This is a genomic window from Paenibacillus sp. PvR133 (assembly GCF_017833155.1).
GTDB classification, from domain to species: Bacteria; Bacillota; Bacilli; order Paenibacillales; family Paenibacillaceae; genus Paenibacillus; species Paenibacillus polymyxa_B.
Genome location: NZ_JAFIBS010000001.1, coordinates 3,402,075 through 3,426,022 on the forward strand (window position 1 = coordinate 3,402,075; position 23,948 = coordinate 3,426,022).

Genomic DNA, 23,948 nt, shown 5'->3' on the forward strand with positions numbered 1-23,948 from the left:
ATGAAACATCTTATTATCTATGCTCACTCTAACGCAGAAAGCTTTAATCACGCGATACTCGAAACGGTTGTAAATACTCTGAAAGAAAAAGGTGACGAAGTCGTTGTACGTGATCTATATGCCCTTGATTTTCAACCTGTATTAAAACCTGAGGATACTGCCGCTATGAGAGCAGGGCAAACTCCGGCTGATATCAAAGTGGAGCAGGAATACATCTCACAATCGGATACAATTATTTTTATTTCTCCCATCTGGTGGACAGGTCTTCCTGCCATCCTGAAAGGTTACGTTGACCGTGTATTTGCATACGGATTTGCATATACGGCTGGTGCGGAAGGGATTAATAAGCTGCTTACAGGTAAAAAAGGTTTTATCGTGAATACACATGGTACTCCCAACGCGATCTACGATGAAATCGGTATGACCGCAGGATTGAAGATCACATCAGATACGGGAATTTTTGATTTCGTTGGAATTGAATCCGTCGGTCACTTGCTGCTTGGAAGTATTGGTTACCTTGATGAAGATGGTTATAAAGGACTGCTGAAGCAAGTCCAAGACACGGTTAAAACGGTGCTGTAAAGTCAGTTTATGTTCTCTTAGAAACGTAAGACATTCTTTAATTGATGAGGTCAACCCGTATTTAGTGGTTGGCCTTTTCTTATAGTGCTTATATATCTCCAACATCCCGGTTCATAGATCTTTTGAATTTGTAATAGCATCTTGGGGCAGATATAACTGGACATTCAAGGGTGTGTTGAAGCATGACTCTATGATCTTTCGACGGTTTTGGAATGTCCCTCTACGATTAAGTACATGTAAACGTCAATAGGGTCCTCACGTTCAATTTTAAAACCAAACCGTTCATAAAGACGTCTGGCTGAGCTTCCTTGCAGAACATTTAAGGTTACATGTTTTCCTTTTACATGATTTTGTTCTAGCAGATTTTTTAATATTTGACTGCCGACTCCTTTACCTTGGTAACTGGGATGATCTTATTCGACGCTGAGCTCATTAACCCTTGTATTAAAATTCACAAATATTTCATTGTTATTATCGTGGGCAATTCATTATAGTACATAGTATTAATAGTTAACTGTATGTATTATGTGTTTTGCGGAGGTTCACTATGAAAGATTATGAACTAAGGGACGAATTGAGAGAATCCGTTAACCGGATTTATGACATGGAATTATTCAGTAGCCTGACGGAGCTTGTTCAGGGGGAAAACCATGTGCTTCAATATTTAGTTCAGCATCGGGATGATGAAATTAATCCTTCCTTACTCAGCGATCATCTGCATGTATCCAGATCAAGAATTACGGCAGCGCTTACGGGATTAAGGAAAAAAGGCTATGTGACTATGGAAATGTCTGAGCATGACAGACGACGAATGTGTGTAAGGCTCACAGTAGATGGTGAATCCTTGATCAAACAGAAGCAACAGAGAATTGAGGGTTATTTTGAAGCGCTTGTAGTAGGTTTGGGTGAGAAGAATGTGAAGGATTTTATACGGTTAATTGAGCTTTCTTTGAGTATTATGAATACGGGTTCTATTGAAAAATAACATAATGTGAGGGTGTACCGGGTGAGATATAAAATAATAGCAGACAGCTGCTGTGATTTAACGAGAGAGCTTAGAGAAGAGATGCAAGTTACTACGATTCCGTTAAATATGACGCTGGGAGATAAATGCTTCGTAGATGATGACACATTGGACTTGCCTCAGTTTATGGAAGAAATGAAAGCCTGTACAACCAAAATTGGATCCGCATCACCGTCACCTATGCTGTATAAGGAAGCCTTTCAAGGTACGCATACTTCTTTTGCCATTACATTATCCAGCAACCTGTCCAGTTCGTATTCCAGTGCATTGGTAGGAAAAGATATGGCGGAAGAAGAGGGGGCGGATGTTCATGTATTTGATTCGAAAAGCGCTTCGGCTGGACAGCTCTTGTTAGCTCTAAAACTACGCAAGCTAATCGACGAGGGCTATCATAAAAGCGAAATTATTTCTTCCTTGGAGAGCTTTATCAGCAAGATGAAAACGTACTTTGTTTTAGAAAATCTGGATAATTTGGTTAAGAACGGACGAATGAATAAAATCACTGGAAAGATACTTTCACTCTTGCATATCAGGCCTATTTTAGGCTCGGATGGTGACGGGAATATCGCATTTTTTACTCAAGCACGCGGTCAGAATCAAATTATCGAAAAGCTGGCAGATACTATTGAAAAAAGTGGCCGGGCTACCGAAGGAGAAAGCATCGTCATTACTCACTGCAATAATCCTGGGCTGGCGGAAAAATTGATGAATGCGCTGAAGAAACGCTATCAATTTAAAGATATTCATATTGTGTCCACCAGAGGGATTAGTTCAATGTATGCCAATGACAAAGGGATCATTATGGCCTTTTAAAAATATTCAGGGTTTATCCTCGCTGTATGGATAAACCCTTTTTAGTACACTGAGACTTTGTGGGAGTTCAAGCCTATCTCAATTTTTTAATGAGGACAGAAGCGTTTATACTGGCTTGAGTTCCTCCGGCTTGTGTTTGCAGGGTAACAGCAGTAGTAGAGCTATGGTTTCGCAGAGTAAGGACGTCACCGCATGCCAGAGCGAGGATAGCTTGCCCTGTGTTCTGTTGTGTCCCGGCTCCTGAGCCGTATACAGTTCCCACAGCCAGTGCGCCATTAATAAAGATAGCGAATTGGTTAGGTTCCACACCGGACACCGAAAAGTGAACTTCATATTTTCCAGCATCGGATACAGCAATCTGTGTAGTTCCTGGAACATGAGCAATTCCAGGTGTAAGTATACCGTTCGTATCCAAAATGACATCCCCTTCAATCGGAACAACTTGGGGCTTCACATTATAAATATAACCGAACTGCGCTAAATCACCTATGGTTCCAGGATCCCCTTCAGGCCCTAAAGCGCTATGATTAATATTCACACTTACAAGTTGCTTTTTGACGATGATATCTTTTCCAACCCCTTTCCGTTTCGAGCGGACTTTTCTCTTTGGGGGCTTTTCCTCAAACTTTTTTTCTAACTTATCAAACCAGGCACGGACAAAAACATTTTTTTTACGGCCTTTTTTTCGTTTTAATTCAGGATGACCCAATACAAACACCTCCATATGGTTTGTTGTATACTACTCCATTCATCTAGAGGAGGCATGGATATCTGTCCTGTGATTCATAGGAAACGATCTATTTTGACTAAAAACGGGCTGCTGTACAAGGTGCATTCGTCTAGTATGTAAAAAAGCACCTTTGAATGTGCACTTGGATGACAACCAAGGAACAGACAAAGGCGCCAGTAGAGACGAGTCTCATGATGAAGCGGTTTGAAGCCGTTTTTTGCGCACATATAGGGCGTACAAGATGCCCCCAAGCAGGCACAGGATACAGGCGAAGCCTGCCAGCAACCACGCTGATGAGACTGCTCCACCACGGTCCATGCTATTTCCGAGCCATAAAGGCAGCAGAGCTCCCCCAACTCCACCTGCGCCGATAAGCAGGCTAGTGGTAGATTCTTCTGTACCCGGCATCATTTTGCTGGCAAAAACAAGTGCGATGGAGAAGATGCCGGACATGCCCAGCCCCAGCAGTACAATAAGGATAAAGGCGCCTTCAGTCCCTTTGATCAGCGGGAACACGCACAGCAGCACGGTCGCTGCCAGTGAGCTCAGGGCGACAAAGACACCGTAGCCGTATCGATCGGCAATGTAGCCTGTGAATAACCGGCCGGTAGCCATTGCTAACCAGAAGCAGGTGACACTAAGTGCTGCTTCGGCTTGTGTGAGACCCAGCCGTTCGATGAACATGGAGGGCAGGAAATTAGCCAGGCTCATCTCTGTCCCTACATAGATAAAGAAAAAGACGATAAATAGTGCAAGTAGCTTCCAATTGCCTATAGGGCTATCCTTAGAAGCCTCCACCGTGGGGGATTTGGGTGAGTTAGTGGAACGCGTATGGTTGTCACCTTGGTGTTCCTGTTGGTCTAATACAGCGTCCAGCGTGCCGAAGGACCCGCGCAGCCAAGCTATGACAGTGACGGCTGCAAACATAGAAATGATGGGGAAGGCCAATCGCCACCAACCGAGTGCAATGAGCTGGCTGGCGATAGCGGGCATAGCCAAAGCGCCAATCCCAAAGAAGACTTCCAGACGGCTCATAGCCGCACCCGTTCCTTGAGTAATACCGCTGATAATAATAGTGCCAATGAGTGTTTCTATCATACCGAAGCCAAACCCGGCTGCTGCCCCGACGGCATATAGCCAACCCCAAGGCGGCAGCAATGAGTACAGCACTTCCGCCGCGCATAGCAGGAGCAGGGCGAATACCAGACTTCGGCGTTTGCCGAAACTCCGGGCAAGCCACGGCGACAGCAGGACTCCAGCCAGAAAACCGGAAAATTGAGCGAAGATTAGACTTCCGCCATCCGTATAGTTTCTACCGTAATGCTCTAACAACACAGGCAGTAGGGAGCCTACAACCACGTGTGCCAGGCCGATTAAAAAATAAGATAAGCTGCCGATCCATAGCAGTCGTTTCATGATGAACTCCTTTGATACCTAGATTTGACTCATGCGGCAAGCTAAACTGCATGAGTCAAATCTGAGTGATTATGATAGCTCCAGTACTTGAAAGCCGTAGCCTTCAATAGAAATTTCTCCTTCCAGGTATTTACCGCTGATCAGCTCATTCCCTTTCTGATCATCCAGATGATATTGCTGCGTCTGGGCGTTATGATTCAGAACGAATAGATATGATTTTCCATCTTTGGTCCGTACAGTGGCTTCTACACCCGCAGGAGCGCGCAGCAGGGATGGAATCCCTTTTTGCTCACAAATGTAGCCCAGCAGGCCATCAAGGAAAGCTTCTTCAGGGTCTGAAGCAACGTACCATGCCTCACCTTGACCGAAACGATTGCGTGTCAGCACTGGCATGCCCTGATAGAAATCATCGCCGTATTCGGCCAGCACCTCGGCGCCTTCGCTATGCAACAAGTCGCAGAGCAGACCGCATTTATATTCACCTTGTAATACGCCCACCTTTTCTTTCAATACAATGCGATTGTGTGATTCCGGCAGAAGGGCGTCAATTTCTTCCACCCAGATCCCGAGCAAGTTACGTAGTTTACCAGGATATCCTCCGGTTGTGACCAGATCGTTTTCATTTACAATGCCACTGAAAAAGGTCGTTACGAAGGTGCCGCCATGCTCTGTGAACTGTTCCAGCTTCTCGGCGGTACCCGGCTTGACCATGTATAGTACAGGCGCGATAATGAGATCATATTTCTGGAAATCTGCATCAACAGAAACCAGGTCTACCTGTACATTCCGCCGGAAGAGGGGAGCATAATACTTGTGTACCTGATCCATATATTTCAAGGCAACAGAAGGGCCACTTGATTTTTCCAAAGCCCACCAATTATCCCAATCGAATAAAATGGCTACTTTGGCATTAACGGTCGCGTCAAGTAGCCTGTTGCCTAATGCGCCAAGCTCACTGCCAAGCTGCGCCACCTCGCGAAATACACGTGTGTTCTCATGCCCGGCATGCTCAATGACGGCCCCGTGGAATTTCTCACAAGCGCCGATCGAGCGGCGAAGCTGGAAGAACATGACCGTGTCCGCGCCATGCGCGACTGCCTGATAACTCCATAACCGCATAACGCCGGGACGTTTAAGCGAATTATACGCCTGCCAGTTCTGCTGGCTCGGTGTTTGCTCCATCAGCATAAAGGGTTGCCCATCCTTCAATCCGCGCATCAGATCGTGCGCCATCGCCGTATAGCTTATCGGAGTATTGGCCCCGGGATAGCTGTCCCAAGATACAATATCCATGTACTTAGCCCATTTAAAATAGTCCAGTTGCTTAAAAAAGCCCATCAGATTGGTTGTTACCACGGCATCGGGAACATGTTTTTTAATCGCGTTATATTCCAATAGGTAGCAATCCAGCATACTGTCTGAATTGAAGCGCGCATAATCGAGGGATATGCCCTGAAAGCAGGAGTGATTTTCTCCCCAATGCTCGCTCAGATTATTTGGCGGTACAATTTCATCCCAATCATAGAAGGTGTGCCCCCAGAAGGAAGTATTCCACACCCGGTTTAGCTCTTCCAGTGATCCGTATTTTTGCTTGAGCCACACCCGGAATGCGGTCGCGCAGTTATCACAATAGCAATCCCCGCCGTACTCATTGGACACGTGCCACACGAGGATCGCGGGATGGTTTTTGTATCGTTCTGCAATTCGGTCAGCCATCTGCTCCGCGTATTTTCGATACGTTGGACTGTTCGGACAGGAGTTGTGGCGGCCACCGAATTTCCGCTTCCGTCCGTCAGCGTCCACCCGGAGAACGTCGGGGTAGCGGGTAGCCATCCAAGCAGGGTGCGCTGCCGTGCTAGTAGCTAGACAAACGAAGATATCGCTTTCATAAAGACTGTCAATCAATTGATCCAGCCATTCAAAATGATATGTGATTTCGTCGGACTGAATTTTAGCCCATGAGAATACGTTGACCGTGGCGATATCAATCCCTGCTTGCCTGAACATCCGTAAATCCTCCTGATGCGTGGCCTCATCCCATTGCTCAGGATTATAATCTCCACCGTAAAATACTTTAGGAAGTTTGCTGCTTATCATGCCAATCACCTCTGTATATAAGAATAATTCTATCTTATAATACAAATAACTGCTTTTAAATATAATAAAATGAACGTGTATATAACAATATGGATCTACATGAAGAATACATACCCGCATACGCCGGAGGTGCTTTTTATGATTTTAACTCCCCATCATTTAAGATTTTTCCTGACTACGCGTGAGCACTCTTTACCCCTTTTTATTGAAAGTATCGGATTTAACAGCAGGCAGGAGGATGTGTCCCGTCCAGAGGGTTATCCGTGCTTTCACTGGATTCAGACAGTGTCTGGTGAAGGGATGTTTACATTTAAAGGGGGGACCTTCCGTCTGGGAGAGCAGTCCGGGGTTCTGCTGTTGCCCGGGGAATCCCATGCATACAGGCGGGCGACCAAGGTATGGCGAACGTTATACATTACATTTGACGGCCCCATCGCCGCTGCTGTATTGACTGCACTGGGATTGAAGCATACACGCGGGTATCATTGGGACCCGGATAGCGAGCTGCACAGCTTTGGGGAAACTATGCTCCATTCCATGGTTAGTGAACGTGATTTGTCTGGATTAGATGCTTCGGCCAATATGTATCGTTTTCTGACTCTACTGCGTAAACATGGACAACATAGCTCGATGCCTTCCCTATCCCATAATGTGGAACGTTTAACCCCTGTACTGGCCTTTATGGAGCAAAATTATGCCAGTCCAGATGTGGGCCTAGGTGATATGGCAGTTATGATGAATGTCAGCTCCCGTCATTTAAATACATTATTTAAGCAAGCGTTTGGTGTGACTTCTTATGCTTATCTGATTGTAATTCGGCTGCGGAAGGCCAAGGAAATGATGACGGAATATCCGCAATTAACAGTAAAGGAGATTTCGGAGCGAGTAGGATTCCGAGATGCCAGTCATTTTGTGGCAACTTTCCGCCGAGCTGAAGGAATTACCCCGGAAAGGTTCAAATTACTGTATACATAAGGGTATTTTATCGAAATACTCTTTCTTACTCGGGAATGCTCTTTTTAGGGAGCATTCCTTATTGTTTTTTTCAGGATGAGGGAGTATAAAATAATAGTTCATTTGTTTCATCAAACTGATGTGCAGGTGACATAATAAACATAAGATCCATAGTTCTTTTGCAAAACCCTCATCCAAAGAAGGAGTCAACGAAATGCTGAGTAAAGTCAAAAGATTATTAATCGGTCGTCCGCGAAAGTCGACGGCCCTTGAAGATGAGAAACTGAATAAGCTCAAGGCACTGGCCATTCTGTCCTCAGATGCCTTGTCCTCTGTAGCTTACGGAACGGAGCAAATTCTGCTGGTTTTAATTACAGCAGGCTTCGCTGCCCTATGGTATTCCATTCCTATATCCATTGCGGTATTGGGTTTGCTGATCATTCTGATCCTGTCCTATAGACAGACCATATTTTCCTATCCTGGTGGTGGCGGAGCGTACATTGTTGCACAGGACAATTTGGGAAAGAGTCCGAGTCTGATTGCAGGTGGTTCTTTGCTGGTCGATTATATTCTGACGGTAGCAGTTAGCTCATCAGCAGGTACAGATGCCATTACATCTGCGTTCCCGTCGTTACATGATCATCGGATCGCCATTGCTCTGATTATGATTATCTTTTTGACTATTATGAACTTGCGCGGGGTGACAGAATCTGCCTCGGTGCTGGCTGTACCGATTTACTTATTTGTTGTTGCTATTTTTGTTTTGATTATTAGCGGTATCATTCATTACGTGGCAGGGGGAGCTCATGCTGCAGCACCGCAATTTGGAGCTACGGTATCCAACGTCAGCCTGTTCCTGCTACTGAAGGCGTTCAGCTCGGGTTGCTCGGCGTTAACTGGGGTAGAGGCTGTCTCGAATGCCATTCCGAACTTCCGCAAGCCAGCTGCCAAAAATGCAGCAACTACACTAATGATGATGGGTTTGATTCTCGGGTGTATGTTTATCGGAATTAGTTTGCTGGCTTATTGGTACGGTGTTCGTCCTAATCCGCATGAAACGGTCATTTCGCAAATTGCGAACGCCACTTTCGGGCGCGGTGTGATGTATTACATCATTCAGGGCGTAACGGCGCTCATCTTGTTTTTGGCGGCGAATACAGCCTATTCGGCCTTTCCATTGCTTGCTTTTATGCTCGCGAAGGACAAATACATGCCGCACATGTTCATGGTTCGTGGAGATCGGCTTGGATACTCTAATGGTATCCTGTTTCTGAGTATCTTCTCGGCATTGCTGGTTATCGTATTTGGCGGCAACACAGAAAATCTGATCCCGCTTTATGCCGTAGGGGTATTTATTCCGTTCACGCTCTCGCAACTTGGCATGATGATTCGCTGGATCAAGCTCAAACCGCCAGGCTGGATCGTCAAACTTGCTATTAATACGGTTGGGATGCTGACCACGCTGTCGATTACGCTCATCTTTATTTTCACCAAATTTAGCCAGGTGTGGGTAATCTTTATCTTTCTGCCTTTGGTTCTGTATTTCTTTATGAAGATCAACAGGCATTACAAAAATACGGCTGAACAACTGCGCATTGATATTACCAAGGATAAACCTATGGTGAAAGGCAATACGATTATTATTCCGGTGGCAGGTATTACGCGAGTCGTTATGAATACGATCAGCTATGCCAAAACCTTGTCGGATAATGTGGTTGCCGTATATGTGGGTGTGGATGATGAGGCGATTCAAAAAATGGAACAGAAGTGGGAAGAGTGGGACGTGGGCATACGTTTAGTAGTGCTGAGATCCCGTTATCGCAGCATCATTAATCCGCTCCGCAAGTTCATCGATACAGTAGAGTGGAAAAAAGCAGACGAGGACCATATCACTGTTCTCATTCCACAATTCATCACCAAGCACTGGTGGGAAAATATTCTACACAATCAGACCAGCTTACTGATGAGAGCTTATTTGATTAATTACAAAGACGTGATCGTAACGACCGTACCTTTTCATTTAAATAAATGAGGATTTTGCAAAAATCCCATAAGCGACTTCCGATGAACAGGATATAGATCGAAATGCTTTAGTTCGTCTATATCTTGCACTTCGGAGCGACTGGAATCGAATTTTGCAAAATCCTGAAATAAAGTCACTGCCAATTAGCCCATACTCATTTGCGTGAGCTGACTATAGCAAGGACAAAATGAACATCTTTTGGCCGCATTTCTTTGCGGTCGGAGGGTGTTTTTTTTGCATAACGGAGATATTTACTTTGTTGATACATTTTGTGTATTATAGATACGAAATGTATCATTCGAGACTGTTATGGAGGGATACGATGCCCGAAGCCAAGGGGAAAATGGAAGATGACAAACTGCAATTTGTAGATACGCTGAGGGCGCTGGCTATTATTGGAGTTTTACTTGTGCATGTCAGCCAGCATGTGGACGGATTAAACGGATGGTTGCAAAAAGGCTTGAGTATAGGAGCTAAAGGTGTCGCTTTATTTTATATGGCCAGCGCTTTTACGCTATTTTTATCCTTGAGCAGACGTTCGGGTGACAAGAGGGAAAGAATTTCAGCTTACCTGTTGCGTCGTTTTTTTCGGATTGCTCCTTTGTATTACGTGATGTTAGGAATCTATTTGGTTGTGAACGGGACAGGTCCACGATTTTGGCTTGGAGATCAGGAGGGAGTCACTGCCGCCAATATCGCAGCTCATGTCCTGTTTTTGAATGGTCTGAATCCGTACTGGATCAACAGCATTATTGGTGTGGAATGGTCCATTGCGGTGGAATGTATGTTTTATCTGTTTATCCCCCTATTATTTAAGCTGATTCGATCAGTCCGCCATGCGACCTGGTTTGTTGTGATGGCACTTGTGGTAAGCTTCGGGCTAAATACGGTATTTGTTCAATATCCGTGGATTAGTGATCACTCTTTATGGGGGCACTATCTGTATTTATGGTTTCCGAATCAATTGCCTGTCTTTGGGCTAGGTATATTGTTGTTTTTCATTTGGAAAGACGAGCGGCATTGGAAAAGTATAGACCGGGTCAGTGGAGGTTGGCTGCTGGTTTCTGTGCTATTTGCGTTTTTTGGAGGCATGACCGATTATCTCATAGGTGTCGGGTTGCTGCTGGGAGCGTATGCTTTGTATCACTGGCAGCCGATCTGGCTGCTTAATCGGGTGTGGTCATGGATCGGCCGCCTTAGCTACAGCATGTATTTGACGCATATGCTGGTTCTGGGACTAATCGTACAGGTTAAACTACCTTTTGCTCCCCTAGTCAGCCTCACACTTATGTTTATCATGACGTTGCTATTCACCATCGGACTATCCTGGTTTACCTACTCGTGGATTGAACAGCCCGGCATCCGTTGGGGGAAAAAGCTTATCTCACGTATGAAGCCTGTGCACAAGCAGGGAGATTCGGTCAAAGAAAGTGTTGCCTAAGCTGCAACTTGAAACAGCATCCGATAACATTTGGTTGAAGTGCTTGAATAAATCTATGAAATAATTGAAAAGACCTCTTGAAAAGTAGCTCCCAGCCCTTTATATTCGATGTACATCCAAGTTTTTGAATACACCGATGAGGTTTGTTGGAATTGTAAAGGAGATGCACGCATGCTTTTGAAGCCAATCGGCTTTTTGCTTTTCTCCACGCTTGAGGGAGTAGCTGTTTTTGCGCTGATTTTGAGTATTTTTAAAGTTAAAATGACCCCTTATCTATGGCAGGCCATTTTTGTTAACCTGATTATGAATTTGCAAAGTTATATGCTCCGAGAGGAGTTTTCCTTTTCGTATTTGGTGCCTGTCGTAAATATGCTGCTTTTTATTTTTTTACTTGCTACGGTCGTGAAGATTCCGATTGTGTGGTCCGGTATTATGACGGTTACAGGTTATTTTGCATATGCCGTTGTTCAGTCGGTATTCCTAAAAGTCATGTTCGGCAACCTTCCGGTTTCTGAGCTGCAGGATGGGTCCTTGAAGGGCTATCTGCTACAAGTGGTAAGCGCGGCAGTAGGACTGCTTATTTCATTGATGTTGTATCGAAAAGGGATCGGCTTTTCCCCTAATTTCAAGAAGCTAAAGTTCAAAGAGGAATATGGAATTGTCATCACGCTGATTATCCTGTCGCTCATTTCAACTTCTATTGTGCTCTACTATAACGAGGTATGGTTAAATATGATATTTTTTGCACTGGTTTCGGGATTTTTCATCTATTATGCAATCGGAAAGGAATACCGGGATGATTGAAGCGATGGCTTTCAAACTTGCTAACCAGATCAAACGTACTGTGCCTGATCATCCGGCCTCTGTCGCGGTACTTAAATACGCACTTGCTCTCATTCTGAATGCGTCCATGATCATCGTGTTAACACTATTCGCCTCAATCTTCACGGGGCGGATGGTAGAGGCTGTAATGATTCTCGTCGCTTTCGCCCTGCTGCGCCAAATATCAGGAGGCATTCATTTGAAAACGGGCATGGCATGTGTGTTGGTGACCTCAGCAGCTTTTACTTACATATCCTGCATGGCCTTAAATAGTTGGTGGACAAACCTGTTTACCGGAATAGCTCTCATTCTCGTTTTATGTTTTGCCCCGTCCAGAATTGAAAAGCAGTCGCGCATTCCAGTACAATTTTATCCCCTCTTGCGACTGTTATCCTCCTTGCTTGTATGTACTAATTTTGTAATCGGTTCCTCTGTAGTGGCTATTGCTTTTTTGGTCCAGAGCCTAACATTGATCCGGGGAAGGAGGTGAGTGGAATGATGAGGAAAATGGTATATGGATTAGCTACATCGTTGTCTATGTTTGCAACATTTGCTGTATCAGTGGCGAGTTACGTGTATGTTTATCAAGGGGATACACCCGAGGAACTGCTGAAATAAACAAAATGCCGAAATAGAAAAATGATACATAGAGCTGCTATTAAGCAGCTTCTTTTTATGCAAAAAAATCAGGCGCTCCATTAAAGAGCGCCCGAATGGGAGAGGAGAAACCGGACGAAGAGCTTATGGGGAAACGTAAGTCTTCTCCGCGGTTGTCTACGACATTGGTTGAATGCCGATATCCTAAGGATGCCCAGGGAATGGTTTTTTATACCTGCCTCATCCTAAGTTTTTCAAACGGCGGTGCATGTGGTACGATAGCGTCATAATCTTATATGGTTATGAACACATATAGAAAATAGGTGAGTTTCAGCGTGAGAGTGGTATCGGGTAGTGCCAAAGGAAGGCCGTTAAAGGCAGTTCCCGGCACAGGGACGCGGCCGACCACGGATAAGGTCAAGGAAGCGCTATTTAGCATGATAGGTCCTTATTTTGATGGGGGAGTCGCACTTGATCTGTTTGCTGGCAGTGGTGGCCTGGGTATAGAGGCGCTTAGCCGGGGAATGGACAAGGCTGTTTTTATTGATATGGAATCCAAAAGCATTGATGTCATTAAAGAAAATTTGCGAAAAACTGGATTGGAAGGACAGGCTGAAGTGTTCCGCAATGATGCCGGACGAGCGCTCAAGGTGCTGGCAAAACGTGGAGCTCTTTTTGATGCTGTTTTTCTGGACCCACCCTATCGTCTCAAACACGGAGATGAATTAATGAGCCGTATGGCTGAGTTGAACTTGCTTCGTTCAGATGCAATCATCGTGCTGGAGTATGAATCGGGACATGAATATCCGGAAAGCTTCGGGCCGTTCGAACAGGTCAGAAAAGCAGTTTATGGTGAAACGGCGTTATCTATTTATCATTTTGCAGCCGATGTTTTGTCGGATGTCGTAGAACATACAGAAGCCGGAGGGGTCAAATTCGGCATCAGCGAATCAGACGGGGAGGACCATCATGATTGAGCACAAACCACGTATTGCTGTATATCCGGGAACTTTTGATCCCGTGACGATGGGGCATCAGGATATTATTCAAAGAGCAGCCAGACAGTTTGATCTATTGATTGTCGCGGTTCTTAACAATATTAGTAAAAATCCGCTGTTTTCACTTGAGGAACGAATGGAGTTACTGCGAACGGTAACTCGCGATATCCCGAACGTTGAAGTGGACAGCTTCCGTGATCTGACAGCTAATTATGTACGTCAAAAAGGGGCCCAGGTTATTGTCAGAGGAATTCGGTCGGTGACTGATTTTGAATATGAGCTACAATTAGCCTCTACAAATCATAAGCTGAACCCGGATGCGGAAACGATCTTTATGATGACCAATCCAGCTTATTCATATCTGAGTTCCAGTATGGTGAAGGAAATTGCGCATTTTGATGGCAAGGTTGTAGATCTGGTGGCACCGGAGGTGGAAGACGCACTGCGTGCGAAGGTCAACGCGAATCGCGGCGGCTCCACCATGAAGTCATAAAGGAAAAGGCCAGCAGGGTAACTATAATTGTACCCAGCAGCGCAATGGACAGTACGGTTAGTTGCCAGGGGTACATAGATGTTCCTTCTATTTGTGTTAGTAAGCCGCTGGCTCCGGTCATGACAGGATGCGTGGCGGATTCATTTACGCTTTCCACAAAAGAAGACACAGAACTGCGACTGACGTAAGCGGGAGTTGTATTGCTGACGATGCGGTTAAGCGGGACCCATGTCGCTAAGGTAAGTCCAAAAGCAATGATCCCATGGAGCACTCGTGACAGGGTGAAGGTGATGCCCTTGTCGGAAGGTCTGGTGACGGCGGTAATTTGAAGCCAGCCGCACAGGCCGCCCCAGCCCAACACAGCACTGATCAGGGCTGCTTGTGTACGGAGATCGTAGGGCAGACGGCTGATTTCATAGGAACCCAAATGGATTTCCATCCAGGCAGGCCATATGAAAGAAAGCGATCCTTGGCCTGTGTATATGGACAGCAGTCGAATTAGTACGGAAAAGAAAATAATGAATCCACCTGTCACCATCAGCGTCTGTACAGCATGGGATACGGTTTCGCCCAACAGTTTTCCGAAACTGCGGCCGTCCCGTTCTCTGGCAGAGCGGGTAGCTTCCCATGCGGATCGGATCAGGGAGGGAGAAGTACGGGAAACTGAGGTGCGCCGTAGGGCAGCTGGCGTTTCCCGTTTTTGCAATTCTTTGGACGATACAGGTAGTCTGGCGGTGATCCAGCCTGCCAGCAGCCCGGAAATCCAGTGAACTGCAAGTAACATCACGCCTGCGGTAGCATTGTGCAGTAGCCCTGTCCCGATGACGAGCAGGATGGTAATCGGATTGCAGAAATGAGCGATAGAGGTTAGACGTCGAAGCTGAAACGCAGTCATATCCTCCTGTTGTGCCCATTGGCGCACCGCTTCCGCTGCAGCGGGGAATCCCGCGGTCAGGCCGAGGGCCAACACCCAGCCGCTTCGCCCGGGTAGACGGAACCAGGATCGCATAAACGGCTCCAGCAGGATACCTAGTCCATGTACTAGACCAAAGGCGATGAGCATTTCGGACAGCATCAAAAAAGGCAGCATGGCTGGGAAAATAATACTCCACCATAGCTTAAGGCCTTGAGTAGAGGCTTGAAATACTTCTTCTGGTGAGGCGACAACAGCCAGTACAAGCAAAATGGCTCCAAGGCCAAGCAGTATGGTTGTCCAATAAGGAGCGGAATGGGCTTCCTTTTGCATCAAAGAATTCACCTCTCATAAATATACTAAGGAGAGTGGGATGCTGTCTCCAGTGTTTATTCATGTTCGTTGTCTTGGGATAGGTTGTTCGTATACGTTGTCGTAAACAATGTATGCTTTTTCGGAAGGCTTGAGAACAGGTGGCGCAGAGGCACTTGGATAAAATAGGAGAAGTTAGGCTGCAAGGGGGGGAGAAGCAATGAAACGAATAAACCGGAAAAGAGCTTTTTTTACAACCGGTTATATCTTAATGCTGGCTGCAATGGTCTATGTGCTGGTCTATATGCCAACCCCTTATCTGATCTATGGACCAGGTGGGGCTAATGAGATCAAACTGATGGTTAAAGTCCGGGAGGGTGACAGCATCGAACGGGGGACCTTTATGATGACGACGGTATCGGCGCGTTATGCCAATGTTATTATGTTGGGCCTGTCCAAGCTGGACCGCAATTCGGAGATTCAGCGCAAAGAGGATCGTCTGCATGGAAGAAGTGAAGACGAATATGCGGCAGAGCAGGTATGGTATATGGGGGATTCCCAATCTTCCGCGATGGAGGCTGCCTACACCCGTGCCCATGTTCCCTATCGCATTGTGCCAGATTACGTGTATGTATTTAAGGTCCCGGGATCGAACAGCGTGTTTGAGCCTGGAGATGAAATATTGGAGCTGAACGGCGTGCGAGTGACCGATAATCGTTCCATTCGGAAGGCTTTGGAGGACGAAAAATCGGGAAAAATGGCTAAAGTGAAGCTAAAGCGCGATGGTAAGTTGCTGATCGTTCAAGCTCCCTTAACGACCATCATGGACAGTGAAACGGGTAAGCAACGTTCTGGATTTGGCGTCAGTATTGCCACGGTACAGAAGGTAGAGCCGAAGGATGAACGTAAAACGATTCATTTTACATCTACGGATGTTGGCGGTCCTTCGGCAGGTTTGATGTTTACCATGGAAATCTATAACCAACTGACACCAGGTGATCTGAGTAAGGGATATCGTGTAGCCGGTACGGGTACTATTGATAAGGACGGTCAGGTTGGAGCGATTGGTGGTGCAAAGTATAAAATAGTTGCTGCTGACCGTCAGAGTGCGGATTTGTTTTTCGTCCCTGCGGATAATTATAAAGAGGCGAAGGCCAAAGCTGAGCAAATGGGAACCCGGATGAAGCTTGTTCCGGTTCGCAAGCTTGGCGATGCGCTGAATTATATGGAAAAGCTGCCCATCAAACCATAATGGGCGGTCGCAAGTAATCAGCATACATGTCGCGGATGGCGGGACGTGGCATCCCGGCTGCGTGTATGGCGGCTGCGGCTGTATCCCAGTCCAGCTGAGGATATGATCCGGCAGACAGCTTGACCCATACCGGAAGGGTGGCTGTCTGCTTCATACGTGCCAGCAGCTCGCGTCCAGCCCTGTTAAAGCCGAGCACGCGGATATAGCCCGGACCTTTCGCCAGCTCAGCAGGAGTCATATCGGTTTTGGCATGATTCAGCAAAATATGTGTACACATCCGCTGAAGCTTCGTACGAGTATAGCGCCTTGTCTTGATCGCGGTGAGCAGGGCCTCCACAGAAGGCTGAGGGAGCGTGTACAGCGATTGCCGCAGACGATGCTCCAGCCCTTCGGTGACCTCGTGCAGCTCCGCCAGCTGCTGCGGGCTACGTGTGATCAGGGCGTTCAGCAACGGCTGGCTGAACGCTTCCCAGTGCAGCGGCGCGCGTTCAGCTTGCCACTCGCGCCGCAAAATCTCCAGTGTCGCCGCAGGTATGTAGAGCGACGCGGCCTCCGGCCCGCCGTCCAGCAGCAGACGGCGGATGGCCGTGGCGCTGGCGATGACTCCGTCCGCAGGGGCCACGGCTTCGTGGTAGCCCGATCCTGTGCGGGCTACCGTGAAGGGCTTGATTGTGCTGCCCAGTCTTTCCAGCGCAATCAAGTAATGCAGCCCCAACGTATTGTTGGGCTGCTGCATGAGGGCGGCGAGCGCAGCGCCGTCCGCTCCTTCGGCCGCGAGCGCGGCTGCGGCTCCCGCGTAGGCAGCGGGATAGCTCGTGCCGCTGCTCAGGCGCTGCGCGATGCCGGCCTTGAGCTCGGCCGGCTCTGCCGCCAGCACGCGGGCCAGCGCGCGCAGCGGGGCGATGTCTCCGCTCTCGCTACCGAAGCAGAGCGCGTCGACGATGCCCGTCGCATGGAGCAGGGCGACCGCTCCGCGGGCAAACCATTCTGCAGGCTGGACGGCATAGGCCACAGGCAGCTCCAGAACTAGGTCCACACCCATGGCGAGTGCCATTTCGGTTCGGGACCATTTGTCTGTAATCGCGGGTTCGCCCCGCTGAAGGAAAGGGCCGCTCATCACAGCCACTGTGCGCTGTGCACCAGTGATGCGAAGAGACTCCTCCCAGTGATGGACATGTCCGTTATGCAGAGGATTGTACTCTACAATCATACCGAGTGTTTTCAAGACCGTATGTCGGCTCCTTTCTTAAAGTAACTTATTGGGTAACTATTTTGATAATAATGGTTAAGTACCCGTGAATGATTGTTTTCAGGGCAGCTATACTGTTTTTCATCGTCGGCATGAACAAGACCATTGAGACCTGGACGAAAAAGCTTTATACTCGCATTATTGTACACGAAGAGTGGCGGGGGTACGAATACTCATCGGTACATGTTTAGCACAATGCATTTTTGCTTCTGCATAAAACTTGTCGAACCATTGGAAAACCAGTGGATTTGTGAGTGGTGTAAAGTGAAAGGTGTTGACAAACGACTCGATCAGTCGGTATAATAATTTTTGTTTGTTTGGAGTGATAGTGATGCAACTATTTTTTCGAAAAGTAGCAACAAGTGACGGTCCTTTTCCTATCCGTGAATCTCTTAATGTGAGTGAATTGGTGGATGATCGTGCTGATGTTACGGCCGTTTCCCCGCTGGAGACCGACTTGGTCGCCGTTAGTCTGGGTCAAGGCTTGATGAGCGTGGAAGGCACGTTGACCGCAGGTCTGGACATGCTGTGTTCACGCTGTTTAAGCCCGATGCACGAGGATTTAAAGATTGAATTCCGTGAACGGTTCAAGCAAACCTCTTCGAGTGTTGAAGAGGAGGATGAAGATGGCGATTTTATCGCAGTGACGGAGGACTCCTTCGACATTGCACCGTATTGTGAAGAACTGTTTGTACTGCATGTGCCGTTTGCGCCTTTGTGCAGTGAGGATTGTCAGGGAATCGCACCAAAGACCGGACAAAACTGGAGTATTGGCTCCGATGACAGTAACGATGGCGATACGGAAAAGATTGATCCGCGTCTGGCAGGGCTTAAGGATTTTTTTAAATGAGAATTGAGTTCAATTCTGAAAAATCATCATCCGCTTGTGCCGGAGAGTTACTGAACCGATGCGTGGATGTTGCAGGCTTGATTCACCGGCTGTAAGATAATTGCTTCTGGCATTTTCTTTCAGTCTTGAATGAGATAAGAAGTCATACCCGCTATGCGGGGGTGATCTGGTTAAGGAGGTGGGAATAATGGCAGTACCTCAACGGAGAACATCCAAAACTCGTCGCGACAAACGTCGTACTCACTTTAAACTGGCAGTACCAGGTATGGTGAAATGCTCCGAATGCGGCGAATTGAAACTTGCTCACCATGTGTGCAAAGTTTGCGGAACGTACAAAGCTAGAGAGATCATCTCTCAATAATGTCCGATAAGCGGATTCTTTGGAATCTTCGCAGGAAGAGTAGCGCTTCACTTCAGTGAGGCGCTACTTTTTTTTGTCTGCATGCTTCCTTTTTACGTCAGCATGCTATATACTGTTTTAGTACCAGGTTCTAAGAAAGAAGGGCCGAAGAGGTTCCTTTATACATACAAGAAGACAAATCGGCTTGAAGTTTCGCCGTTAGAAAGTGAAGTAAAGTAACCCGAACTGTCGTCTGAACGACAGTTTATTGTAGGGAAAGGAGGCGTCACTGACATCGAACGTTTGCCGAAGAGACAGAGACAGCAGCGGCTGACTCAATTAATTGATGATAATCCGTTCGTAACGGATCAGGAATTGACAAGACAGCTGAAGGTAAGTATTCAGACTATTCGGCTGGACCGGATGGAACTGGGAATCCCAGAATTGCGGGAACGGCTAAAGCTGATGGCTGAGCGCTCCTACGACCAGGTTCGTTCCTTGCCTTTGCATGAAGTGATCGGGGATATCGTTGATCTACAGTTGGATCGAAGCGGTATTTCGATTTTTGAGATTAAAGAGGAACATATTTTTTCGCGTACTGGCATTGCGCGGGGGCATTATGTATTTGCTCAGGCCAATTCATTGGCCGTTGCCGTGATTAATGATGAGATAGCATTGACTGCATCAGCGGATATACGCTTTGTCCGCCCGGTTCATTTAGGTGAGAAGTGCATTGCCAAGGCATATGTACGCTCAAATCCAGAACAAAAAGGGAAGGCTAAAGTGGAAGTCTTTGCCTACGTAGGAGAAGAAATGGTGTTCCAAGGCAACTTTGTCATTTATCGCTCCACGGAGGAAGAGTATAGCGAAGGAGGAAGTCAGCATGCGGATCGCCATTGATGCCATGGGGGGAGATAATGCTCCTGAGGCGACAGTAGAGGGCGCGCTATCTGCGGCAGCGGAATGGAAGGATACGGACATTACGCTGGTTGGTGACCTGGAACGAATTGAATCGGTTCTGAACGGTAGGGCGTTGCCGACGAACCTCAGCATTCGCCATGCATCCGAAATGATAGATGCGCAGGACGAGCCTGTAAAGGCAGTGCGCCGTAAAAAGGATGCCTCGATGGTCGTAGCTGGTCGAATGGTCAGAGAAGGCGAAGCGGATGCCATGATATCCGCAGGTAATACAGGCGCGCTAATGACCACAGGGTTGCTGGTGGTTGGAAGAATGGAAGGCATTGAACGTCCGGCTCTCGCGCCGATGATACCAACGATAGATGATCAGGGTATTCTGGCGCTGGACTTGGGAGCCAATATGGATGCCAAGCCTGAGCATCTTGCCCAGTATGCACTGATGGGGAGCTTGTATCGTCAGAAAGTTCACGGTGTGACTTCTCCAAGGGTGGGTCTGCTGAATGTGGGGACCGAAGCTGGGAAGGGCAATGAACTGACGAAGTTGGCATATCCACTTATTGAGCAGTTACCTGTCAATTTTGTGGGTAATGTTGAATCGAGAGATGTGTTAACCGGGAATTGCGATGTACTGGTGTGCGATGGATTTGCTGGAAATATCATGCTAAAATCGCTGGAGGGTACAGCCGGAGCCATATTTTCTCTCTTAAAAGAGCAATTCACCAAATCCTTGAAGACCAAGCTTGCGGCAGCCTTGATTATGCCTGAGCTTCGCAGTCTGAAAGGTAAATTGGATTATAAAGAGCATGGCGGGGCTCCTTTGCTGGGTTTGAGTGGACTCGTCCTGAAAAGTCACGGTTCGTCTGACGGCGTTGCCGTCAAAAATGCGGTAAGGCAGGCTCGTACGGCCTTGCAAAACCGATTGGTAGAAAGTATATCCAAGGAAATCAGCAGGAAGTGAGTGACGATATGAATAAATTACGGCCGGTTGGTGTTATCGGAACAGGGAAATACGTACCTGAGAAAATTCTGACCAATAAAGATTTGGAAGCAATCGTAGAAACAAGTGATGAATGGATTGTCAGCCGTACAGGGATTCAGGAGCGCCATATTGCGGCTCCAGAGCAGGCTACATCTGATTTAGCTTATGAAGCAGCAATTAAGGCGTTGGAGTCCGCGGGTATGACGGCACAGGATCTGGATTTAATTATTGTAGCTACGGTTACACCGGATATGGCGTTTCCGTCAACTGCCTGCATTCTTCAGGACAAATTGGGAGCCAAAGGCGCAGCAGCTTTCGATTTGTCTGCGGCATGCTCGGGTTTTGTATACGGACTGGCTACGGCAACGAGCTTCATTAAGACAGGTATCTATAATAATGCATTAATCATTGGGGCAGACTGTCTTTCTCGGATTACAGATTATACCGACCGCAATACCTGTGTTCTATTCGGAGATGGTGCAGGAGCTGTAGTGATTGGCGAAGTGCCTGAAGGTAGAGGATTCCAATCCTTTGATCTCGGGGCTGAGGGTGCCGGAGGCAGCTTACTCAAGTTGGAAGCAGGAGGCTCGCGTTTGCCTGCGAGTGCAGACACACTGGAAAATAAACAGCACTATATTTACATGAACGGACGCGAAGTGTTCAAGTTCGCGGTTCGTGTTATGGGAACGGCAACGGTCGATGTGTTGGAAAAAGCAGGGCTGTCCAAAGATGATATTGATCTGTTCGTTCCGCATCAAGCCAATGTTCGCATCATCCAATCGGCTATGCAACGTCTGGATTTACCAGAGGAAAAGGTAGTTGTTAATGTTCATAAATATGCGAATACATCGGCAGCATCAATCCCTCTCGCTCTTGTGGAAGCAGCTGAGGAAGGCCGCATGAAGGAAGGCGACCGTGTATTAATGGTGGGCTTTGGCGGTGGCTTGACCTGGGGAGCGTCGGTTCTTGTCTGGTAATAAGATGGAATTTTTGATATAATATTGAATTTGTGTAGTGTTTTACAGGACAAGCATTGGATACAGAGAGGTGCATACACGATGGGCAAAACGGCATTTATATTTCCCGGTCAGGGTTCACAAGCTGTAGGTATGGCTAAAGATGCTTATGAAGCAGTTCCAGCTGCAACAGAAGTATTTCGCCAAGCGGACGAACGGTTAGGGTTCGCACTAAGCACACTGATTTTTGAAGGGCCGGACACAGCTTTGAAGCAAACATCCAATACGCAGCCTGCACTGTTAACGGCGAGCATTGCGTTGTATGAAGCGTTCAAGGAAAAAATGGGCATTCATCCCGATTATGTGGCTGGACACAGTCTAGGAGAATACAGCGCGCTAGTCGCTTCCGGTGTCCTCGCATTTGAGGATGCGGTTGAAATCGTTCGTACACGTGGCGAGTTCATGGAGCAGGCCATTCCTGATGGGCAAGGCGGGATGGCTGCTGTGTTGGGAGCTGATCGTGAAGCATTGGCAGCATTGTGCCGTGATATTACGGAGTCTGGTCAACTGGTCGAACTAGCCAACATCAATTGTCCTGGACAAATTGTTGTATCTGGTACGAAGGAGGGCGTAGCTGCTGTCGCTGAACGTGTGAAGGAAGCAGGAGGCAAGCGCGCTATTTCTCTGGAGGTTAGCGGTCCTTTCCACTCGTCATTGATGAAGGAAGCAGCGACCAAGCTCTCCGGCAAGTTGGAGGCTGTAATTTTCTCGAAAGCTCAGGTTCCGGTTGTTGCTAATGTAACAGCTAAACCTGTACGTGAGGGGAGCGAAGTTCGCCAACTGTTGGTGGATCAGGTCTATTCTCCGGTACTGTGGGAAGACAGTGTAGCATGGCTACTAGAACAAGGTGTTGACACCTTTGTTGAGTTTGGACCGGGAAGTGTATTGACTGGACTGGTTAAAAAAATCGACAAAACGGTTAAGCTGTATAATATAAGTAGCCTGGAGTCGTTTGCTTCTGTAACGGAAGCCTTGGAGGCCCGTTAAAAGTATAATCATTGCCTTAACGGGTTATATACTTGCAAGGGGGGGACTATGATGTCTAAGCCATTGAGTGGAAAAACGGCGCTCGTTACGGGAGCGTCGCGCGGAATTGGCCGTAGTATTGCGCTGGCGCTGGCTGAAGCAGGTGCTAATGTGGCGGTAAACTATGCTGGTAGTGAAGCGGCTGCGACTGAGGTAGCAGAGCAGATTCGTGCCAAAGGTGTAGAGGCTATTACAGTTCAGGCAAATGTCGGTCGCGCTGACGAAGCAGATCAGTTGATCAAGGATGTGATTGGCGCTTGGGGCAAGATTGACATCCTGGTGAATAATGCCGGCATAACAAGAGATAATTTAATCATGCGCATGAAGGAAGAGGAATTCGATCAGGTGATCGAAACGAATCTGAAGGGTGTGTTTAATTGTCTTAAGTCGGCAACACGTCCAATGATGAAGCAGCGTTCTGGCCGAATTATCAATATCTCCTCCGTGGTTGGTGTACTTGGCAACGCAGGCCAAGCCAACTACGTTGCTGCTAAAGCAGGGGTAATTGGTCTTACCAAATCCTCTGCTCGAGAGCTTGCTTCGAGAGGTATTACAGTGAACTGTGTGGCTCCTGGATTCATCGATACTGAGATGACGCAGGTACTGGCTGATGATTTGCGTGACAATATGCTGAGCGGTATTCCGCTGGCCCGTCTTGGACGGCCTGAGGAAATTGCTGACGTGGTGCTGTTCTTGGCCTCGGATGCTTCCTCATATATGACGGGCCAGACTTTGCATGTGGATGGCGGCATGTATATGTAGTAGCATGTTGCAATCCGCATGCCCCGATGAAGAGTTGTCAATGAAAACTCTCTTCTATGGCATTTTAATTGTAATTTTCGTATAATACCTAAGAGGAGGTGAGCCGGATGTCCGATGTATTGGAGCGCGTAAAACGCATTGTCGTTGACCGTTTGGGAGCCGACGAAGCCGAAGTTACACTTGAAGCATCTTTTAAAGATGATTTAGGCGCTGATTCTCTCGATGTAGTTGAATTGGTAATGGAATTGGAAGATGAGTTTGATATGGAAATCTCTGATGAAGATGCAGAGAAAATTACAACTGTAGGTGAAGTTGTGAAGTACATACAATCTCATACCTAA

The 23,948-nt window shown here is 47.2% G+C and carries 25 protein-coding genes and 1 pseudogene; 20 read left to right on the forward strand and 6 right to left on the reverse strand.

Going from position 1 to position 23,948, the window contains the following annotated elements:
• Entirely contained in the window at positions 1–582 is a 582-nt protein-coding gene (locus JOE49_RS15060; protein WP_025718538.1) for an NAD(P)H-dependent oxidoreductase, read from the forward strand.
• 188 nt (positions 583–770) lie between these two features.
• Here JOE49_RS15060 and JOE49_RS15065 read toward each other — a convergent pair.
• Positions 771–980: pseudogene (locus JOE49_RS15065) on the reverse strand (GNAT family N-acetyltransferase); the annotation flags it as partial.
• 149 nt (positions 981–1,129) lie between these two features.
• Here JOE49_RS15065 and JOE49_RS15070 point away from each other — a divergent pair.
• On the forward strand, positions 1,130–1,567 hold the full coding sequence (locus tag JOE49_RS15070) for a MarR family winged helix-turn-helix transcriptional regulator (protein ID WP_075154067.1): 438 nt from the start codon (positions 1,130–1,132) through the stop codon (positions 1,565–1,567).
• 21 nt (positions 1,568–1,588) lie between these two features.
• Positions 1,589–2,419: a DegV family protein gene (locus JOE49_RS15075; RefSeq protein ID WP_023988146.1), complete on the forward strand. Its 831-nt coding sequence runs from the start codon at positions 1,589–1,591 to the stop codon at positions 2,417–2,419.
• Positions 2,420–2,492: 73 nt separating this feature from the next.
• Here the strand turns inward: JOE49_RS15075 and JOE49_RS15080 are convergent, their stop codons facing one another.
• From JOE49_RS15080 to JOE49_RS15090, 3 genes are all read right to left on the reverse strand, one after another.
• Positions 2,493–3,128, reverse strand: coding sequence for a hypothetical protein (locus JOE49_RS15080; protein WP_023988147.1), 636 nt, complete (start codon positions 3,126–3,128; stop codon positions 2,493–2,495).
• A 210-nt stretch (positions 3,129–3,338) separates the two neighbouring features.
• Positions 3,339–4,565: an MFS transporter gene (locus tag JOE49_RS15085; protein ID WP_053325222.1), complete on the reverse strand. Its 1,227-nt coding sequence runs from the start codon at positions 4,563–4,565 to the stop codon at positions 3,339–3,341.
• A gap of 69 nt (positions 4,566–4,634) precedes the next feature.
• Positions 4,635–6,662: a beta-galactosidase gene (locus tag JOE49_RS15090; RefSeq protein WP_209941721.1), complete on the reverse strand. Its 2,028-nt coding sequence runs from the start codon at positions 6,660–6,662 to the stop codon at positions 4,635–4,637.
• A gap of 138 nt (positions 6,663–6,800) precedes the next feature.
• Between JOE49_RS15090 and JOE49_RS15095 the strand changes: the two genes are divergently transcribed.
• The 8 genes from JOE49_RS15095 (at position 6,801) to coaD (ending at position 13,990) form a co-directional block, all read left to right on the forward strand.
• Positions 6,801–7,637 (forward strand): AraC family transcriptional regulator, encoded by an 837-nt coding sequence (locus JOE49_RS15095; RefSeq protein WP_023988150.1) that lies wholly within the window; start codon positions 6,801–6,803, stop codon positions 7,635–7,637.
• A gap of 193 nt (positions 7,638–7,830) precedes the next feature.
• The gene (locus JOE49_RS15100) at positions 7,831–9,648 is read left to right on the forward strand and encodes an APC family permease (protein WP_023988151.1); all 1,818 of its coding nucleotides are present in this window, start codon (positions 7,831–7,833) and stop codon (positions 9,646–9,648) included.
• Between the two features lie 313 nt (positions 9,649–9,961).
• Complete coding sequence (locus tag JOE49_RS15105) at positions 9,962–11,080, forward strand: acyltransferase family protein (RefSeq protein WP_071558895.1); 1,119 nt, start codon at positions 9,962–9,964, stop codon at positions 11,078–11,080.
• A 171-nt stretch (positions 11,081–11,251) separates the two neighbouring features.
• Complete coding sequence (locus JOE49_RS15110; RefSeq protein ID WP_023988153.1) at positions 11,252–11,884, forward strand: hypothetical protein; 633 nt, start codon at positions 11,252–11,254, stop codon at positions 11,882–11,884.
• A complete protein-coding gene (locus JOE49_RS15115) occupies positions 11,877–12,392 on the forward strand; it encodes an accessory gene regulator ArgB-like protein (RefSeq protein ID WP_023988154.1) in 516 nt (171 codons plus the stop codon). The genes JOE49_RS15110 and JOE49_RS15115 overlap by 8 nt, the downstream gene beginning before the upstream one ends.
• 5 nt (positions 12,393–12,397) lie before the next feature.
• Entirely contained in the window at positions 12,398–12,520 is a 123-nt protein-coding gene (locus JOE49_RS15120; RefSeq protein WP_023988155.1) for a cyclic lactone autoinducer peptide, read from the forward strand.
• 314 nt (positions 12,521–12,834) lie between these two features.
• Positions 12,835–13,476: a 16S rRNA (guanine(966)-N(2))-methyltransferase RsmD gene (rsmD, locus tag JOE49_RS15125; RefSeq protein WP_028542741.1), complete on the forward strand. Its 642-nt coding sequence runs from the start codon at positions 12,835–12,837 to the stop codon at positions 13,474–13,476.
• Positions 13,469–13,990 carry a pantetheine-phosphate adenylyltransferase gene (gene coaD / locus JOE49_RS15130; protein ID WP_013309846.1) on the forward strand — a complete coding sequence of 174 codons (522 nt, stop codon included), beginning with the start codon at positions 13,469–13,471 and terminating at the stop codon, positions 13,988–13,990. The genes rsmD and coaD overlap by 8 nt, the downstream gene beginning before the upstream one ends.
• Here the strand turns inward: coaD and JOE49_RS15135 are convergent.
• The gene (locus JOE49_RS15135) at positions 13,953–15,236 is read right to left on the reverse strand and encodes a nucleoside recognition protein (RefSeq protein ID WP_209941723.1); all 1,284 of its coding nucleotides are present in this window, start codon (positions 15,234–15,236) and stop codon (positions 13,953–13,955) included. The two genes, coaD and JOE49_RS15135, sit on opposite strands and share 38 nt — an antisense overlap.
• 199 nt (positions 15,237–15,435) lie before the next feature.
• Between JOE49_RS15135 and JOE49_RS15140 the strand changes: the two genes are divergently transcribed.
• Complete coding sequence (locus JOE49_RS15140) at positions 15,436–16,467, forward strand: YlbL family protein (RefSeq protein WP_209941725.1); 1,032 nt, start codon at positions 15,436–15,438, stop codon at positions 16,465–16,467.
• Here the strand turns inward: JOE49_RS15140 and JOE49_RS15145 are convergent.
• On the reverse strand, positions 16,457–17,692 hold the full coding sequence (locus JOE49_RS15145; protein ID WP_209941726.1) for a nucleotidyltransferase: 1,236 nt from the start codon (positions 17,690–17,692) through the stop codon (positions 16,457–16,459). The genes JOE49_RS15140 and JOE49_RS15145 overlap by 11 nt on opposite strands.
• Positions 17,693–18,047: 355 nt before the next feature.
• Here JOE49_RS15145 and JOE49_RS15150 point away from each other — a divergent pair, with 355 nt between their 5' ends.
• From JOE49_RS15150 to JOE49_RS15185, 8 genes are all read left to right on the forward strand, one after another.
• Positions 18,048–18,566: a YceD family protein gene (locus JOE49_RS15150; protein ID WP_023988160.1), complete on the forward strand. Its 519-nt coding sequence runs from the start codon at positions 18,048–18,050 to the stop codon at positions 18,564–18,566.
• A 187-nt stretch (positions 18,567–18,753) separates the two neighbouring features.
• On the forward strand, positions 18,754–18,927 hold the full coding sequence (rpmF, locus tag JOE49_RS15155; protein ID WP_007429979.1) for a 50S ribosomal protein L32: 174 nt from the start codon (positions 18,754–18,756) through the stop codon (positions 18,925–18,927).
• Positions 18,928–19,209: 282 nt separating this feature from the next.
• Positions 19,210–19,806 (forward strand): transcription factor FapR, encoded by a 597-nt coding sequence (fapR, locus tag JOE49_RS15160; RefSeq protein WP_007429980.1) that lies wholly within the window; start codon positions 19,210–19,212, stop codon positions 19,804–19,806.
• On the forward strand, positions 19,790–20,782 hold the full coding sequence (plsX, locus tag JOE49_RS15165; protein ID WP_160790862.1) for a phosphate acyltransferase PlsX: 993 nt from the start codon (positions 19,790–19,792) through the stop codon (positions 20,780–20,782). Before fapR ends, plsX begins: the two co-directional genes overlap by 17 nt.
• An 8-nt stretch (positions 20,783–20,790) precedes the next feature.
• Positions 20,791–21,780, forward strand: coding sequence for a beta-ketoacyl-ACP synthase III (locus JOE49_RS15170; RefSeq protein ID WP_023988162.1), 990 nt, complete (start codon positions 20,791–20,793; stop codon positions 21,778–21,780).
• An 81-nt stretch (positions 21,781–21,861) separates the two neighbouring features.
• Positions 21,862–22,806, forward strand: a complete 945-nt coding sequence (fabD, locus tag JOE49_RS15175) for an ACP S-malonyltransferase (RefSeq protein WP_160790178.1) — start codon at positions 21,862–21,864, stop codon at positions 22,804–22,806.
• A gap of 51 nt (positions 22,807–22,857) precedes the next feature.
• Positions 22,858–23,607: a 3-oxoacyl-[acyl-carrier-protein] reductase gene (gene fabG, locus JOE49_RS15180; RefSeq protein ID WP_023988164.1), complete on the forward strand. Its 750-nt coding sequence runs from the start codon at positions 22,858–22,860 to the stop codon at positions 23,605–23,607.
• 107 nt (positions 23,608–23,714) lie between these two features.
• The gene (locus tag JOE49_RS15185; protein ID WP_007429985.1) at positions 23,715–23,948 is read left to right on the forward strand and encodes an acyl carrier protein; all 234 of its coding nucleotides are present in this window, start codon (positions 23,715–23,717) and stop codon (positions 23,946–23,948) included.